The 15,905-nt window shown below is 66.2% G+C and carries 8 protein-coding genes; 1 reads left to right on the top strand and 7 read right to left on the bottom strand.

All coding sequences use genetic code 11. The features are described 5' to 3' along the window. Positions 1-158: 158 nt before the first annotated feature. From BST42_RS17300 to BST42_RS17290, 3 genes are all read right to left on the bottom strand, one after another. A complete protein-coding gene (locus BST42_RS17300) occupies positions 159-4,115 on the bottom strand; it encodes a DNA-directed RNA polymerase subunit beta' (RefSeq protein WP_083120559.1) in 3,957 nt (1,318 codons plus the stop codon). Positions 4,116-4,163: 48 nt separating this feature from the next. Continuing rightward, positions 4,164-7,670 (bottom strand): DNA-directed RNA polymerase subunit beta, encoded by a 3,507-nt coding sequence (gene rpoB, locus BST42_RS17295; RefSeq protein ID WP_110918653.1) that lies wholly within the window; start codon positions 7,668-7,670, stop codon positions 4,164-4,166. Positions 7,671-8,036: 366 nt separating this feature from the next. Continuing rightward, complete coding sequence (locus BST42_RS17290; RefSeq protein ID WP_110918652.1) at positions 8,037-10,523, bottom strand: lipocalin family protein; 2,487 nt, start codon at positions 10,521-10,523, stop codon at positions 8,037-8,039. On the opposite strand from BST42_RS17290, the gene BST42_RS29100 reads away from it, so the two are divergent. Continuing rightward, positions 10,516-10,950, top strand: coding sequence for a hypothetical protein (locus tag BST42_RS29100; protein ID WP_110918651.1), 435 nt, complete (start codon positions 10,516-10,518; stop codon positions 10,948-10,950). The two genes, BST42_RS17290 and BST42_RS29100, sit on opposite strands and share 8 nt — an antisense overlap. Positions 10,951-11,064: 114 nt before the next feature. Here BST42_RS29100 and BST42_RS17285 read toward each other — a convergent pair whose 3' ends face one another. The 4 genes from BST42_RS17285 to rplJ form a co-directional block, all read right to left on the bottom strand. Continuing rightward, positions 11,065-13,482, bottom strand: a complete 2,418-nt coding sequence (locus tag BST42_RS17285; RefSeq protein ID WP_083120557.1) for an alpha/beta hydrolase family protein — start codon at positions 13,480-13,482, stop codon at positions 11,065-11,067. A gap of 186 nt (positions 13,483-13,668) precedes the next feature. After that, a complete protein-coding gene (locus tag BST42_RS17280; protein WP_083120556.1) occupies positions 13,669-14,691 on the bottom strand; it encodes an ABC transporter ATP-binding protein in 1,023 nt (340 codons plus the stop codon). Between the two features lie 236 nt (positions 14,692-14,927). Further along, on the bottom strand, positions 14,928-15,317 hold the full coding sequence (gene rplL, locus BST42_RS17275; RefSeq protein WP_083055505.1) for a 50S ribosomal protein L7/L12: 390 nt from the start codon (positions 15,315-15,317) through the stop codon (positions 14,928-14,930). 34 nt (positions 15,318-15,351) lie between these two features. Continuing rightward, complete coding sequence (gene rplJ / locus BST42_RS17270; RefSeq protein ID WP_083120555.1) at positions 15,352-15,891, bottom strand: 50S ribosomal protein L10; 540 nt, start codon at positions 15,889-15,891, stop codon at positions 15,352-15,354. Between the last annotated feature and the right edge of the window lie 14 nt (positions 15,892-15,905).

Raw genomic sequence — 15,905 nt, 5'->3', positions numbered from 1 at the left:
CGCCGTTGGCGGCGAACAGCTCGTTGATGAACACGCCGCGATGCTGCAAGGTGGCCTGGGAGTTGCCAATTCACCGCTGGGGATAACTCGCGACCAGACGCAAATGCCCCCGACACGCCGTGCGTGCGGGGGCCTTTGCGTCTGCTCGCGCAGAGAGGTTAGCGGTAGTCGCTGTAGCCGTAGTCGTCCAACGGCACCGCGGCACCGGTGGCCTGGCCGAAGTCCGGGCTGTAGTACTGATCCTCGTAGGACGGGATCGTGTACGCCGCAGCGCGGGCTTCTTCGGTCGGCTGCACCTGGATGTTGCGGTAGCGGTTGATACCGGTACCGGCCGGGATCAGCTTGCCGATGATCACGTTCTCCTTCAGACCCTGCAGCTTGTCGCTGCGGCAGTTGATCGCCGCATCGGTCAGCACGCGAGTGGTCTCCTGGAACGACGCCGCCGACAGCCACGAGTCGGTGGCCAGCGACGCCTTGGTGATACCCATCAGCACCGGACGGCCGGCCGCGGGCTCGGCGCCCTCGGCAACAACCCGCCGGTTCTCCGACTCGAACTCGCCGCGCTCGGTCAGCGAGCCGGGCAGGAACTCCGTTGCGCCCGAATCGATGATCGTGACGCGCCGCAGCATCTGCCGGACGATGACCTCGATGTGCTTGTCGTGGATCGACACACCCTGCGCCCGGTAGACCTCCTGGACTTCCTTGACCAGGTGGATCTGCACCTTGCGCGGACCCTCGATACGCAGCACCTCGTGCGGGTCGGCCGAGCCCTCGAGGAGCTGCTGGCCCACCTCGACGTGGTCACCGTTGACCAGCAGTCGCTCGGAACCGTCGTCGTGCTTGAACACCTTCAACCGCTGACGCTTGGAGAGCTTGTCGTACACGACCTCCTCGCTCCCGTCGTCGGGAACGATGGTGATCTTGTAGAACTTGTCGGTCTCCTCCAGCTGGACCCGCCCTGCCACATCGGCGATCGGTGCGCGGTTCCGCGGAATACGCGCCTCGAACAGCTCCTGCACGCGGGGCAGACCACCGACGATGTCGGCGCCACCGGTAACACCACCCTGGTGGAAGGTGCGCATGGTCAGCTGCGTGCCGGGCTCACCGATGGACTGCGCGGCCACGATGCCGACGGCCTCGCCGATGTCCACCAGCTTGCCGGTGGCCATCGAACGGCCGTAGCACATCGCGCACACACCCGAGGCGCTGGTGCAGGTGAGCACCGAGCGGACCTTGACCGAGGTGATGCCGGCCTCCAGCAGTGCGTCGATCGCCGGGTCGCCGAGATCGTGTCCGGCGTTGACGACGACGTTGCCGGCCGCGTCGACCGCGTCTGCGGCCAGCGTGCGGGCGTACGCCGAGGTCTCGACGTGCGGATCCCGGATCAGGCTGCCGTCGGCCTGGAGCTCGGCCAGGTCGACCAGGATGCCGCGCTCAGTGCCGCAGTCGTGCTCACGCACGATCACGTCCTGGGACACGTCCACCAGACGACGGGTCAGGTAACCCGAGTCGGCGGTACGAAGTGCGGTGTCCGCCAGACCCTTTCGGGCGCCGTGGGTGTTGATGAAGTACTCCAGCACCGTCAGGCCCTCGCGGAACGAAGACTTGATCGGCCGCGGGATGAACTCACCCTTCGGGTTGGTCACCAGACCCTTCATGCCGGCCAGCGTCCGGGTCTGGGTGAAGTTACCCGTCGCACCGGAATCCACGATCGTGATGATCGGGTTGTCGTTGGGGTAGTGCGCCCGCAACGCGTTACCGACCTCTTCGGTGGCTTCCTTCCACAGCTCGACAAGCGCGTCGTTGCGCTCCTGCTTGTTGAGCGCGCCGCGCTGGTATTTCTTCTCGATCCCGTCGGCTTCGGCCTCGTAACGCTCGAGGATCTCCTGCTTCTCCGGCGGCACGATGACGTCCGCCATCGACACCGTGACACCCGAACGGGTGGCCCAGTGGAAACCGGCATCCTTGAGCTTGTCGACGGTCTGCGCGACCACGATCATCGGGTAGCGCTCGGCCAGATCGTTGATGATCCGGGCCTGGACCTTCTTGTGCATCTGCTCGTTGACGAACGGATACCCCTGCGGCAGAAGCTCATTGAAGAGCACCCGGCCCAGCGTGGTCTCGGCGGTCCAGGCATTGCCCGGGCGCCAGCCGTTCTCACCGAACAGCTCGTTCTCGACCTCGTGCGGCGGACGCAGCTGCGTCAGGCGCACCTTGATCTGAGCGCGAACGCTCAATGCACCGCGGTCCATCGCCATGATCGCCTCGGCCGGCGAGCTGTACACACCGGTTTCCGGAGCATCCTTGGCGGCAGCCGTGTACTCACCCTTTTCGCCGGCGATCAGCGTGGTCAGGAAGTACAGACCGGTGACCATGTCCAGACGCGGCATGGCCAGCGGCTTGCCGGATGCCGGCGACAGGATGTTGTTGCTCGACAGCATGAGGATGCGGGCCTCGGCCTGCGCCTCGGCGCTCAGCGGCAGGTGAACTGCCATCTGGTCGCCGTCGAAGTCGGCGTTGAACGCCTCACAGACCAGCGGGTGCAGCTGGATGGCCTTGCCTTCCACCAGCTGCGGCTCGAAGGCCTGGATACCGAGGCGGTGCAGTGTGGGTGCACGGTTCAGCAGCACCGGGTGCTCGGAGATGACCTCTTCGAGGACATCCCACACCTGGGGACGCTGACGCTCGACCATCCGCTTGGCGCTCTTGATGTTCTGCGCGTGGTTGAGATCGACCAGACGCTTCATCACGAACGGCTTGAACAGCTCCAGGGCCATCAGCTTCGGCAGACCACACTGGTGCAGCTTGAGCTGCGGGCCGACCACGATGACCGAACGGCCCGAGTAGTCGACGCGCTTACCGAGCAGGTTCTGACGGAAACGGCCCTGCTTGCCCTTGAGCAGATCGGACAGCGACTTGAGCGGACGGTTGCCGGGTCCCGTGACGGGCCGGCCACGACGGCCGTTGTCGAACAGCGCGTCGACCGACTCCTGCAGCATCCGCTTCTCGTTGTTGACGATGATCTCGGGCGCGCCGAGGTCGATCAGTCGCTTCAACCGGTTGTTGCGGTTGATCACGCGGCGGTACAGGTCGTTGAGGTCGGAGGTCGCGAAGCGGCCACCGTCGAGCTGGACCATCGGGCGCAGCTCCGGCGGGATCACCGGCACCGCGTCGAGGACCATGCCCATCGGCGAGTTGCCCGACTGCTGGAACGCGGCAACCACCTTCAGGCGCTTGAGGGCGCGAAGCTTCTTCTGCCCCTTGCCGTTACGGATGGTGTCGCGCAGGCTCTCGGCCTCGGCGTCGATGTCGAAGGTCTCGATGAGCTTCTGGATCGACTCCGCACCCATCGAGCCCTGGAAGTACTCGCCGTAGCGGTCGACCAGCTCGCGGTACAGGTTCTCGTCGACGATGAGCTGCTTGACGGCCAGCTTGGTGAAGGTCGTCCAGATCTCGTCGAGCCGGTCCAGCTCACGCTGGGCCCGGTCGCGCAGCTGACGCATCTCACGCTCGCCGCCGTCGCGCACCTTGCGGCGCACGTCGGACTTGGCACCCTCGGCCTCGAGCTCGGCCAGATCGGCCTCGAGCTTCTGGGCGCGGGCCTCCAGGTCGGAGTCACGCTGATCGGCGACAGCCTTCTTCTCGACCTCCATCTCGGCTTCGAGAGTGGAGAGCTCGTTGTGGCGCATCTCGTCGTCGACCGCGGTGATCACGTAGGCGGCGAAGTAGATGATCTTCTCGAGATCCTTCGGCGCCAGATCCAGCAGATAACCCAAGCGCGACGGAACGCCCTTGAAGTACCAGATGTGCGTGACGGGTGCGGCCAGCTCGATGTGGCCCATCCGCTCGCGGCGCACCTTGGCGCGAGTGACCTCGACGCCGCAGCGCTCGCAGATGATGCCCTTGAAGCGGACGCGCTTGTACTTGCCGCAGTAGCACTCCCAGTCGCGAGTCGGTCCGAAGATCTTCTCGCAGAACAGGCCGTCCTTCTCTGGCTTGAGCGTGCGGTAGTTGATGGTCTCCGGCTTCTTGACCTCACCGAAGGACCAGGTGCGGATGTCGTCCGCGGTCGCAAGACCGATACGGAGTTCATCGAAGAAGTTGACGTCTAGCACGTAACTCCCTTTCCCCTTTCGGGACTAGAAAATTTCAAGCGGAGCGATCTACGCAAGGTCTTCAACAGAGGCAGATTCGTTGCGGGACAGGTTGATTCCGAGGTTCGCGGCAGCCCGCTCCAAGTCCTCGTCGTCACCGTCACGCATCTCGATTGCCGCGCCGTCCGAAGACAGCACCTCAACGTTCAAGCACAGCGACTGCAGCTCCTTGAGCAGCACCTTGAACGACTCCGGAATGCCCGGCTCGGGGATGTTCTCGCCCTTGACGATCGCCTCGTAGACCTTGACGCGGCCGACGGTGTCGTCGGACTTGATGGTCAAGAGCTCCTGCAGCGTGTACGCCGCGCCGTAGGCCTGCATGGCCCAGCACTCCATCTCGCCGAACCGCTGACCACCGAACTGCGCCTTACCACCGAGCGGCTGCTGGGTGATCATCGAGTACGGACCGGTCGAGCGGGCGTGGATCTTGTCATCCACCAGGTGGTGCAGCTTGAGGATGTACATGTAGCCGACCGTCACCGGGTACGGGAACGGTTCGCCGCTGCGGCCGTCGTACAGCACGGCCTTGCCGTCACCGTTGACGAGAACCTCGCCGTCACGGTTGGGCAGCGTCGAGCTCAGCAGACCCTGCAGCTCCTCTTCGCGAGCACCGTCGAACACCGGCGTCGAGACGATGCTGTTCGGCTCCGACGAGAGCATGTCCTGCGGCAGGTTGGCAGCCCACTCGGGCGTCCCGCCGACCACATCGATGTTCCAGCCGGCCTTGGCCACCCACCCGAGGTGGGTTTCCAGGATCTGGCCGATGTTCATACGACGCGGCACACCGTGGGTGTTCAGGATGATGTCCACCGGGGTGCCGTCCGGAAGGAACGGCATGTCCTCGACGGGCAGGATCTTGCCGATGACGCCCTTGTTGCCGTGGCGTCCGGCGAGCTTGTCGCCGTCGGAGATCTTGCGCTTCTGGGCCACGTAGACGCGGACCAGCTCGTTGACACCTGCGGGCAGCTCGTCGTCGTCCTCGCGGGAGAACACCCGGATGCCGATGACCTTGCCGGACTCACCGTGCGGCACCTTCAGCGACGTGTCGCGGACCTCGCGCGCCTTCTCACCGAAGATCGCGCGGAGCAGCCGCTCCTCCGGGGTCAGCTCGGTCTCACCCTTCGGGGTGACCTTGCCGACCAGGATGTCGCCGTCGCGGACCTCGGCGCCGATGCGGATGATGCCGCGCTCGTCGAGATCGGCCAGCACCTCATCGGAGACGTTCGGGATATCCCGGGTGATCTCCTCGGCGCCCAGCTTGGTGTCGCGGGCATCGATCTCGTGCTCTTCGATGTGAATCGAGGTGAGCACGTCCTCCTCAACCAGACGGTTGGAGAGGATGATCGCGTCCTCGTAGTTGTGACCCTCCCACGGCATGACGGCGACGAGCAGGTTCTTGCCCAGCGCCATCTCACCGTTCTCGGTGCACGGACCGTCGGCGAGCACCTGGCCCGACTCGACGCGCTGCCCGGCGTCCACGATCGGACGCTGGTTGGCGCACGTGCCGTGGTTGGAGCGGGCGAACTTGCGCATCCGGTAGGTGTGCCGCGTGCCGTCGTCAGCCATCACGGTGATGTAGTCGGCGGAGACTTCCTCGACCACACCGGCCTTCTCGGTGACGATGACATCGCCGGCGTCGATGGCCGCACGCAGCTCCATACCGGTGCCCACCAGCGGTGCCTCGCTGCGCACCAGCGGAACCGCCTGGCGCTGCATGTTGGCACCCATCAGGGCACGGTTGGCGTCGTCGTGCTCAAGGAACGGGATCATCGCCGTCGCGACCGACACCATCTGGCGCGGCGAGACGTCCATGAAGTCGACCTCGGTGGCGTCGACGTACTCGACCTCGCCGCCCTTACGGCGAACCAGCACGCGGGGCTCGCTGAAGCGCCCGTCTTCGGCGGTCGGCGAGTTGGCCTGCGCCACGACGTGGCGGTCCTCCTCGTCCGCGGTCAGGTAATGGATCTCGTCGGTGACCTTGCCGCCCTCGACCTTGCGGTAGGGCGTCTCGATGAAGCCGAACGGGTTCACCCGTGCGTACACCGACAGCGAACCGATCAGACCGATGTTCGGACCCTCAGGGGTCTCGATCGGGCACATCCGGCCGTAGTGGCTGGAGTGCACGTCGCGGACCTCGAGGCCGGCGCGCTCACGGGACAGACCACCCGGGCCCAGCGCCGACAGGCGGCGCTTGTGGGTCAGACCCGACAGCGGGTTGTTCTGGTCCATGAACTGCGACAGCTGGCTGGTGCCGAAGAACTCCTTGATCGCCGCCACGACGGGACGAATGTTGATCAGGGTCTGCGGCGTGATCGCCTCGACGTCCTGCGTGGTCATCCGCTCGCGGACGACACGCTCCATGCGGGACAGGCCGACCCGGATCTGGTTCTGGATCAGCTCGCCGACGGTGCGCAGACGACGGTTACCGAAGTGATCGATGTCGTCGACTTCGACCGGTACTTCAACACCGCCCGGCGCCGTCATGACCGTCTGGCCCTCGTGCAAACGCACCAGGTACTCGATGGTCGCGACGATGTCCTCTTCGGTCAGCGTCGAACTGGTGATCGGCTGGCCGGCGTTGAGGCCCAGCTTCTTGTTGACCTTGTAGCGGCCCACCCGGGCCAGGTCGTAGCGCTTGTCCTTGAAGAACAGGTTCTCCAGCAGGGTCTGCGCGGACTCCTTGGTCGGCGGCTCGCCCGGGCGCAGCTTCCGGTAGATGTCCAGCAGCGCCTCGTCGGTGCCTGCGGTGTTGTCCTTCTCCAGCGTCGACATCATGATCTCGGAGAAGCCGAAGCGCTCCCGGATCTGCTCGTTGGTCCAACCGAGCGCCTTGAGCAGCACGGTGACCGGCTGACGGCGCTTGCGGTCGATACGCACACCCACGGTGTCGCGCTTGTCGACGTCGAACTCCAGCCACGCACCGCGACCGGGGATCACCTTGACGCTGTGCAGCGTCTTCTCGGTGGACTTGTCGATGGTGTCGTCGAAGTACACACCCGGCGACCGGACCAGCTGGCTCACCACGACACGCTCGGTGCCGTTGATGATGAAGGTGCCCTTCTCGGTCATCATCGGGAAGTCACCCATGAAGACCGTCTGGCTCTTGATCTCGCCGGTGTTGTTGTTGATGAACTCGGCCGTGACGAACAGCGGGGCCGCGTACGTCATGTCCTTGTCTTTGCACTCGTCGACCGGAGCCTTGACCTCGTCGAAACGCGGGTCGGAGAAGCTCAGCGACATCGAGCCGGAGAAGTCCTCGATCGGCGACAGCTCGGTGAGCACCTCTTCGAGGCCACCCACCGGGTTGACGTCACCGCGAGCTTCTGCGATCGCGCGCCAGCGCGGCGAGCCGATCAGCCACTCGAACGACTCCGTTTGGACGTCGAGCAGGCCGGGTACTTCTAGCGGCTCGCGCAGCTTCGCGAAGGAAATTCGTTTTGGTGCTCCGGGAACGGAGTTAGAAGTAGTAGTCGTTTTGCTCTGGCTAGAGACTGCCAAGATGCATCCTTCCAGCACCTAATGCGACAGACCGGTGTCACCCGGGAGGTCGCGATATCTGCGTCGGTTCGGCTGGCCTACTCGAGGCCCGGCCTTTCACCGGACGCACGCGACATGCAAACAGGTCTCGAGCTGGAATGTCGTAACTCAGACTTGAGGACCGGTGGTGTCAGGTGCAGGTTGAGGTGGGCAGGAGGCAGCCAGCGCAACGTCCAACAATAGCGGAAGACGGCGCATTCCTCAACAAGCTCATGCCGGGCGGGCTGGCGCTGGCTGGCGATCTAGCTACCCATGCACACATGCTGGTGAACAGACTGACCCGTTTGCGCCTTTCCGTCAAGGGATAACGCGGCGTTTGGTGTGGAAAATTGCCGGTTGGACCACCTACACGCCGACCGTCGACGGGTACTGGCGCGTCCGGGTGATTGGCCCCCACACCCCGAGTTGCCGGGCCCGGGTCACCAGCGCGCTGTACTCGTCGCTCGGGACGGACTGTTCCCGGGTGAGGATGTAGCCGGAGAATCCGGTCGGATCGCTGACGATCACCCATTGGTAGGCGGGGTCGTAGTCGAGGATCCAGTAGTTGCCGGGCTCGGCGGTGTTCGGCGTCTGGTTGAAGAAGGCGACGTCCAGGCGGGTGTTGAAGCCGGCGTTGACCGACACCGCGGTCCCGGTGATTTGACTCGCCGGGCCGTTGGGTCCGATGTAGTTGCCGGAGTTCTGCACCCGGACCGAGCCGTCGGCGTTGAGCGTGTACACCGCTTTGGTGTTGACCAGCCCCCACGCGAACGGCAGCTTCACGCTGCCCTGCTCGTACCAGGGCTGGCCGTCTGCGTACCGGGCGACGTCGACCGGCGGCGGTGCGGGCAGCGTGGCCGCCCCGGCCTCACCCATGACGATCGGCTGGTTGGGGACGTAGGTGCCGTCGTTGGGGCTGCCGTAGATGCCGTACAGCGGATCGGTCGGGCCGTGGCCTGCGTAGATGTCGTTGATCCAGCCGGAGGCGAACGTCCGCACCGCCGTCTTGCCGCCGCGCGGGGACGGGTTGACGATGATCGTGCTGAGCAGTTCGCCGAGCAGCCCGAAGGGGTTGTTGCCGGCGATGACGTCGGTGTGTGAGCCGTTGTCGATCTGCACGCCGTAGAACTGATTGCCGTAGAAGGCCTGCATCAGTTCGGTGGCCACCCCGTAGGCGTTCCAGCGCTGCGGCGGCGCGGCGATCTGGTAGTCCGGGATTCCGGCGCCGGCCAGTGCGGTCAGCGAGTCGGTGAACAGCGGATCGCGCGAGACACCGTCGAACATCACCACGCCGAGCAGGTTGTCGACCTGGTCGGTCTGCGTGATCAGGGCGCCGACGGCGGTGGCGAAGTTGCCGCCGGCGGAATGCCCGGTGAGCAGGAACTTCTCCGGCAGGGTGCCGCTGAGACCGGCAGCGTTGGCGCTGATGTTCAGCGCCGACCGGCTGCCCTGGAACATGCCGGCGACCGCCTCCCGCATCTGTTCGCCGCCGAGGTAGCACCCCGGGCACAAGGGGGTGTTGAACCAGAATATGTCCGGCACCACCACGATGCTGTTCGTCTCCTGGGCCAGCTGCTGAGCCGCGGTGCCGTACCAGTCGTTGAAGCCGAGGAACCCGTGCTGCAGCCAGATCACGCCGTTGGCGGCGACGGTGCCGTCGGCCTGCGTCGGGAAGTACCAGTTGGCCGGGGCGGCGTAGCCGTTCGGGCCGCACGGGATGTTCAGCACCGACGATCCGAACCGGACTCCGGTGACGCCATTGCCGACCGAGACGACGGGATTGTTGGGGTCTAGCCCGTTGTCACCGCTGTTGACCGGCGCCGGCAACTGAGCGCCGAAAAGCCTGGCGACCGTGTCGACCAACCCTTTGACGAGCTTGTCGACCGGTCCGAGTTGGTTGGCCTCCGCGGCGGGCAGCCCGACCGCGGCCGTGGGTCCCATGATGATCTGCTGGTTGGCTGCCGGATAGAAGCCGTACTGCGGCGCCTCGGGGGTGGCACCTGCGTACATGTCGTTGATCCAGCCGTTGCTCAGCGTGTAGACGGCCGCGGTGTTTCCGGCGGGGACCCGCTTGGTCACCAACTGCAGCACCACGTTGAACAGCGGATTGACGCCCAGCATGGAGTCGACGTGCGACCCGTTTTGCAGGACGACGCCGATGAACGTGCCGGGAAGCGTCGCCGCCAGGACGTTGGTGGTCGCGCCGAACAGGTTCCAGCTCTGCGCCGGAGCGGCGATCTGGTAGATCGGCTTGTCCGCGGCGGCCAGGTCGGCGACCTGGCCGGCGAACGATCCGGTCAGGGCGCCGTTGGACACGCCGTCGAACATCAGCACGCCCACCAGATCGGACGGGTCGTACTGGGCGTCGGCGCCGCCCAGGTAGTCGTCGGCGACCGCGGTGGCAAAGCCACCCCCTGCCGAGTGGCCGGCCAGGACGAAGCGCTCCGGGAGTGCCACGCCGGTGAAGCCGGCCGCGGTGGCGCTGCTCAGCAGCGTGGCGCGGTCCGGTCCGAGCAGGGCTGCCGCGTCCTGCTGGGTCACCTCACAGGTGAGGCAGCCGCCCGAGAACGTCATCGGGATGGAGGACAGCGTCGGTGCCACCACGATGCTGTTGGTCTGCTGCGCCAGGTCCTTGGCCAGCGCCGAGTAAAAGGTGTTGGTCGCCCCGAAGCCGTGCTGCAGCCAGATGACGCCCTGAGCGTCGACGCTGCCGTCGGCCTGGGTCGGGAAGTACCAGTCGGCGGCGACGGTCTTCCCGATGAACGCCCCGGGAAGGTCCAACCGGGAATGGCCGACGAGCACACCGGTCACGCCGTTGGTCGGCGCAACCGGCAGTGTGGTCGCTGTGGTCACCGGAGCGCTCGGCGCGGTGGTGGCGGCCGGGATGTTGGTGCGCGGCACCGCCCCCAGGTTGGCGAGCACGCTGAGCGCCGCGCTGGCCCGAAGATCGGATGCCGGTGCCGACGGTGAGGTGGCCAGCGACCGCATCCCGGCCCGACGTGAGGTGGCGACGCCGGCGGTGACGGTCGTCGGCGCGACCGTCGCGGCGGCCGTGGGACCGGTTTTCTGCGCGGCGAGCGACGAGCGTGCCGACCGCGTGGATGACGACGGCGTGGCCGTCCGCTTGCTCGCGCCCGTCGACTTGCCCGGGGCCGAGGACGACGTGTTCGACGTCTTCGAACCGGCGCTGTCGTCGCTGTCGGCGTGTGCCACAGCGGACCCGGACAGCAAGGCCGCACCCAGCCCCACCACTACCGCGCCGGTGCCCAACAAGACCTGACGTTGCGTCATCGCTGACCTGCCTCCCCGAAATTGACGATTCGGCAAAAGTTACTCAGTGCCAGCCCTTTTCGGGCTCGAAATTCGATCCGCGGGCCGGGACGTCATCGATTCGTCAGGCGGCGATCGAGCGGGCCGCGGCGGCGGCGGGCTGGGTCGGCAAGACGATGGCGGCGGTGGGCCCCATGACGATGGGCTGGCCGGCCGAACCGTAGAGCCCGTACTGCGGGGAGTCCGGTCCGGCGCCGACGTAGAAGTCGTTGATCCAGCCGGCCGCCAGCGTGTGCACGGCGGAGGCGTTGCCGGGGGCGGACGGCCTGACGAAGATGGCGGCGAAGAAGTCGAAGAACGGGTCGGACCCGATCACCGAATCGGTGTGCGAACCCTTGACCAGTTCGACACCGACGAACTGATCCGGCCGGTCGGCGATCAGTTGCGTGGTGGTGCGGCCGAACGCATTCCACGGCTGCGGTGGTGCGGCGATCGTGTACACCGGGATGCCGTCGAGGGTGGCCAGCGCGTCGGTGAGACCGTCGCCGTTGGCGACGCCGTCGAACATCACCACACCGAGTAGATGGTTGGGGTCGCCGGGCGCGAGGGACGTGATGTAGTCACTGCCCGCGGCAACGGCCAGTCCCCCGCCCGCGGAATGCCCGGAGAGCGTGAAGTCGTCCGGGAGCGTCCCTTGATAGCCGGCGTTGGCGGCGCTGATGGTCAGTGCGGCACGCCCGCCGAGGAACAGGTCGGCGACACCCTGCTGCATCGCGGGGTTGTTGATCGTGCAGGTGGGGCAGCCGAACGGGGCGAAGGAGGGCAGCGTGGTCGCGACCACGATGCTGTTGGTCTGCTGCGCCAGCGACCGGGCCAGCACGGTATAGAAGGACTTGGTGGCCAGGAATCCGTGCTGCAGATAGATGATCCCGTTGGCCTGCACCGTGCCGTCGGCCTGCGTCGGGAAGTACCAGTCGGCCGGTGCGTTGTAGGTCCGCGAACCCACTGCGATGGTCAGGGTCGTGTTGCCGGTGCGCACCCCGGTCACCCCGTTGGGGGTCGGTGCGGTCACGGCCGGGCCTGCCCCCGCCGGGGTGACCGTGGCTGTGCTCGGTGAACCGCCAAAGAACAGCGGCATCACCAGGTCGGTCCACTTCTTCATCAGCTTCTCGAGCGGGCCGAGCCGGCTGGCCAGCGGGGTGGGCAGCACGACCGCGGAGGCATTGCCCAGGATGATCGGTTGCCCGGCGGCGCCGTAGATGCCGTACTGCGGGTCGGTGGGGCCGGCCCCGGCGTAGAGGTCGTTGATCCAGCCGCTGCTGAGGGTGTTGACCGCGGAGGTGTTTCCGGACGGCGAGCGCTTGGTGACCAGCTGGGCGAAGAAATCGACCAGCGGGTTGCTGCCGAGCATCGCGTCGACGTGTGAGCCGTTGACCAGCACCACTCCGTCGAATTGGTCGGGCCGCAGCGCCAGGAGTTGGTCGGTCGTGGAGCCGAAGGTATTCCACATCTGGGCCGGCGCCGCCAACTGATAGACCGGAATATCGCGGGTGTCCAGGCTGGCGATGGCCTGCGGCAGGGTGCCGTTCATGGTGACGCCGTCGTACATCACCACCCCGAGCAGGTGGTTCTCGTCGGTCGGCGCCAGCGCGTCGACGTAGTAGCCGCCGACCGACGTGGACCACCCGCCGCCTGCGGAATGCCCGGCGAGGATGAAGTCCTGCGGCAGGGTGCCCTCATACCCGGCCTGGCTTGCGCTGATGGTCAAGGCCGACCGGTCGCCGAGGAACATCGTCGCGGCGGCTTTCTGCATCGGGACGCCATAGAGCGTGCAGCCGCGGCAGGCCAGTTGCGGGAACGACGGCAGCGTCGGCGCCACCACGATCGAGTTGGTGTTCTTGGCGAGCTGGGTGGCCAGCTCGGAGTAGAACGCTTTGTCGGCGAGGAATCCGTGCTGCAGCCAGATGACGCCGTTGGCCTGCACCGTCCCGTCGGCCTGCGTCGGGAGGTACCAGTCGGCGGGTGCGTTGAATCCGCCGTTGACCGGGATCGTCAGCGTCGAGTGACCGACCTTGACCCCGGTGACGCCGTTGGTCGCAGGCGGAGTGACGACCGCGGCCTCGGCGACGCTCGACGCGGCCGCGGGACGGGCGCTGGTGCCGGTGGCCGGCTGCGCCGTGGTGGCGGATGCCCCGTGCGGTGGTGCGACGCCGAGTTCGGACAGCACGCTGGTCAACAGTTTCGCCACTGGGCGCGGGGTGGTCTGACGGCCGGCCGCGGCCTTGGGTGGGGCGGCCTTGACCGCGGGCTTCGCGGTGCGGGGGCCGGAGACGACGGCGGCGACCGCGGTGCGGTTCTTGACGGTTGCGACGGTGGAGGACTTGGTCGGCGACGCCGACGTCTGCGAGGTGGATGCGCCACCCGAATGGTCGGGGTTCCCGCCGGTGTCGGCGGCGGCGGTGGCAGTGCCGGTCAGTAAGCCTGCGCCGATCCCGGCGAAGACGGCGACCGCCCACCACCAGACCCGCCGGTCGCGTAGCACCTCGTTGCCTCCTCCTGCGCGAACGCGCCAAACGCTAACCCAGCACATCGCCGCACAAAGGCGAATTGGCTAAAGCGTCATTTCCTGACGACGCCCCAATTGCCGGCGCCGATTCGGAAGCTCGCCCGAAAAGCGAAAAGCCCCAACCGATTTCGGTTGAGGCTCTTGCCTGATAGTTAGCTTAGGTCAGTTGCCGTCTTCGCCGGCGAAGGTGTGCGACCGCAGCTTGTGGGTGCCGTCGAGGTCGTCGCGAATGGCTTCCTGGGCGGCCGGGGGCAGGGTGTGCAGGATCTGGCGTACCCGCTCCTGGCGGCGGCGGACGGCGTCGCGTTCCGGGATGCCCGGGGTGACCGTCAGCTGCGGCGGCACGCCTTCGATCTCTTCGACACCGCCGTCGTGGTGGCCGGCGTCGACCATGGCCTGCTCTTCGGCCATCGTCGCCTCGTCCTTTTCCTCCGACATGCCGATCGGGCCGATCCGGCGGCCGTTGAGGAACTGGCGCACCACCGGCTCTTCGGAGGTCAGCAGCACCTCGCGAGGACCGAACATCACCAGATGCTTGCGGAACAGCATGCCGATGTTGTCGGGCACCGTACGGGCGATGTTGATGTTGTGCGTCACGATCAGGATCGTGGCGTCGATCTGCGCGTTGATGTCGATCAGCAGCTGGCTCAGGTACGCGGTGCGGACCGGGTCCAGACCGGAGTCGGGCTCGTCGCAGAGAATGATCTGCGGGTCGAGCACCAGTGAGCGGGCCAGGCCGGCACGCTTGCGCATACCGCCGGAGATCTCACCGGGGAACTTGTTCTCGTCGCCGCCCAAGCCGACCATGTCGAGCTTTTCCATGACGATCTGGCGGATTTCGCTTTCCTTCTTCTTCGTGTGCTCACGAAGAGGGAAGGCGGTGTTGTCGAACAGGTTCATCGAGCCGAACAGCGCGCCGTCCTGGAACATGACGCCGAACAACGTGCGGATCTCGTAGAGCTCCTTGGCCGAGCACTCGATGATGTTGGTGCCGTCGACGATGATCTTGCCGCGCTCGGGGCGCAGCAGACCGATCAACGACTTCAAGAACACAGATTTACCGGTACCCGACGGACCCAGCAGCACGCTGACCTCACCGGCGGGGATGTCGAGGGTCACGTCTTCCCAAATTCGCTGGGAACCGAATGACTTAGTCAGCCCCTCGACCTGAATAGCAATACCCACGCCAGATCCTTCCGCCCACACCGGTCAGCCACCGCCGCGATGGCCTGTGGTTTGAGTCACTGTAGCGCACGGTCCCGTCGTGCCACTCGGGTTGTGTCACTACGGTTATTGACGCTCCTAAAACTGTGATCGTCCCGTTCGGCCCACCACCGAGCCGTTGCGGTAACTGCACAAATGCGTCTTACAACGAGAAGGCCCCCGGACGAATCCGGGGGCCTCCTTCGGTGATACCGAAATTACTTGACGGTGACCGTCGCGCCGGCGGCCTCGAGCTTGGCCTTGGCGTCGTCGGCGGCCTCCTTGTTGACCTTCTCGAGCAGCGGCTTGGGGGCGCCGTCGACGAGGTCCTTGGCTTCCTTGAGGCCCAGGCCGGAGACGATCTCACGGACGACCTTGATGACGCCGATCTTCTTGTCGCCGGCACCCTCGAGGATGACGTCGAATTCCGACTGCTCCTCGGCGGCCTCGGCCGGGGCACCACCGGCGGGGCCGGCGGCCGCGACGGCGACCGGGGCGGCGGCGGTGACGTCGAAGGTCTCCTCGAACTGCTTCACGAACTCAGAGAGCTCGAGCAGGGTCATTTCCTTGAACGCGTCGAGCAGTTCGTCGGTGGACAGCTTTGCCATGGTGATTCCTATCTATCTGTGGGTGGGGTTTGAGTTATGCGGAAGGTTCTGCGGAACCCTCTGCGGCCTTCTTCTCTTGCAGAGCTGCGGCCAGGCGCGCGATCTGGGACGCGGGCGCCACGAACAGCGCCGCGGCCTGGGACTGCTTCGCCTTCATTGCGCCGGCCAGCTTGGACAGCAGCACCTCGCGCGACTCGAGATCGGCGATGCGCTCGACCTCGGAGACGGTCAGTGCGCGACCGTCCATGTAGCCGCCCTTGATGACCAGTGCCTTGTTCTCCTTGGCGAACTTCTTGATCGCCTTGGCGGCGTCAACGGGCTCGCCCTGGATGAACGCGATGGCGGTCGGACCGGCGAAGAGTTCGTCGAGACCCTCGACACCCGCCTCGGACGCCGCCCGCTTCACCAAGGTGTTCTTGGCAACGGTGTAACTGGCTCCGGCACCCAGCGACCTACGCAGCTCGGCAAGGTTGGACACCGTCAGGCCGCGGTACTCGGTGACGACGGTGGCCGTCGCCTCCTTGAACTTCTCGGCGATGTCGGCGACCGCGGTGGCCTTTTCAGGCTTAGCCATGCTTGCCTCCTCGT

Source organism: Mycolicibacterium rhodesiae (assembly GCF_002086695.1).
In the GTDB taxonomy this organism is placed as follows: Bacteria; Actinomycetota; Actinomycetes; order Mycobacteriales; family Mycobacteriaceae; genus Mycobacterium; species Mycobacterium rhodesiae.
Note: the sequence above shows the minus strand (reverse complement) of the source record. Positions and strands in the feature narration are given on the sequence as shown.

Excerpts from the sequence above, each read along its gene's own strand:
- rplL (WP_083055505.1), bottom strand. The coding sequence starts at position 15,317 with ATGGCAAAGCTGTCCACCGACGAACTGCTCGACGCGTTCAAGGAAATG.
- rplJ (WP_083120555.1), bottom strand. The coding sequence starts at position 15,891 with ATGGCTAAGCCTGAAAAGGCCACCGCGGTCGCCGACATCGCCGAGAAG.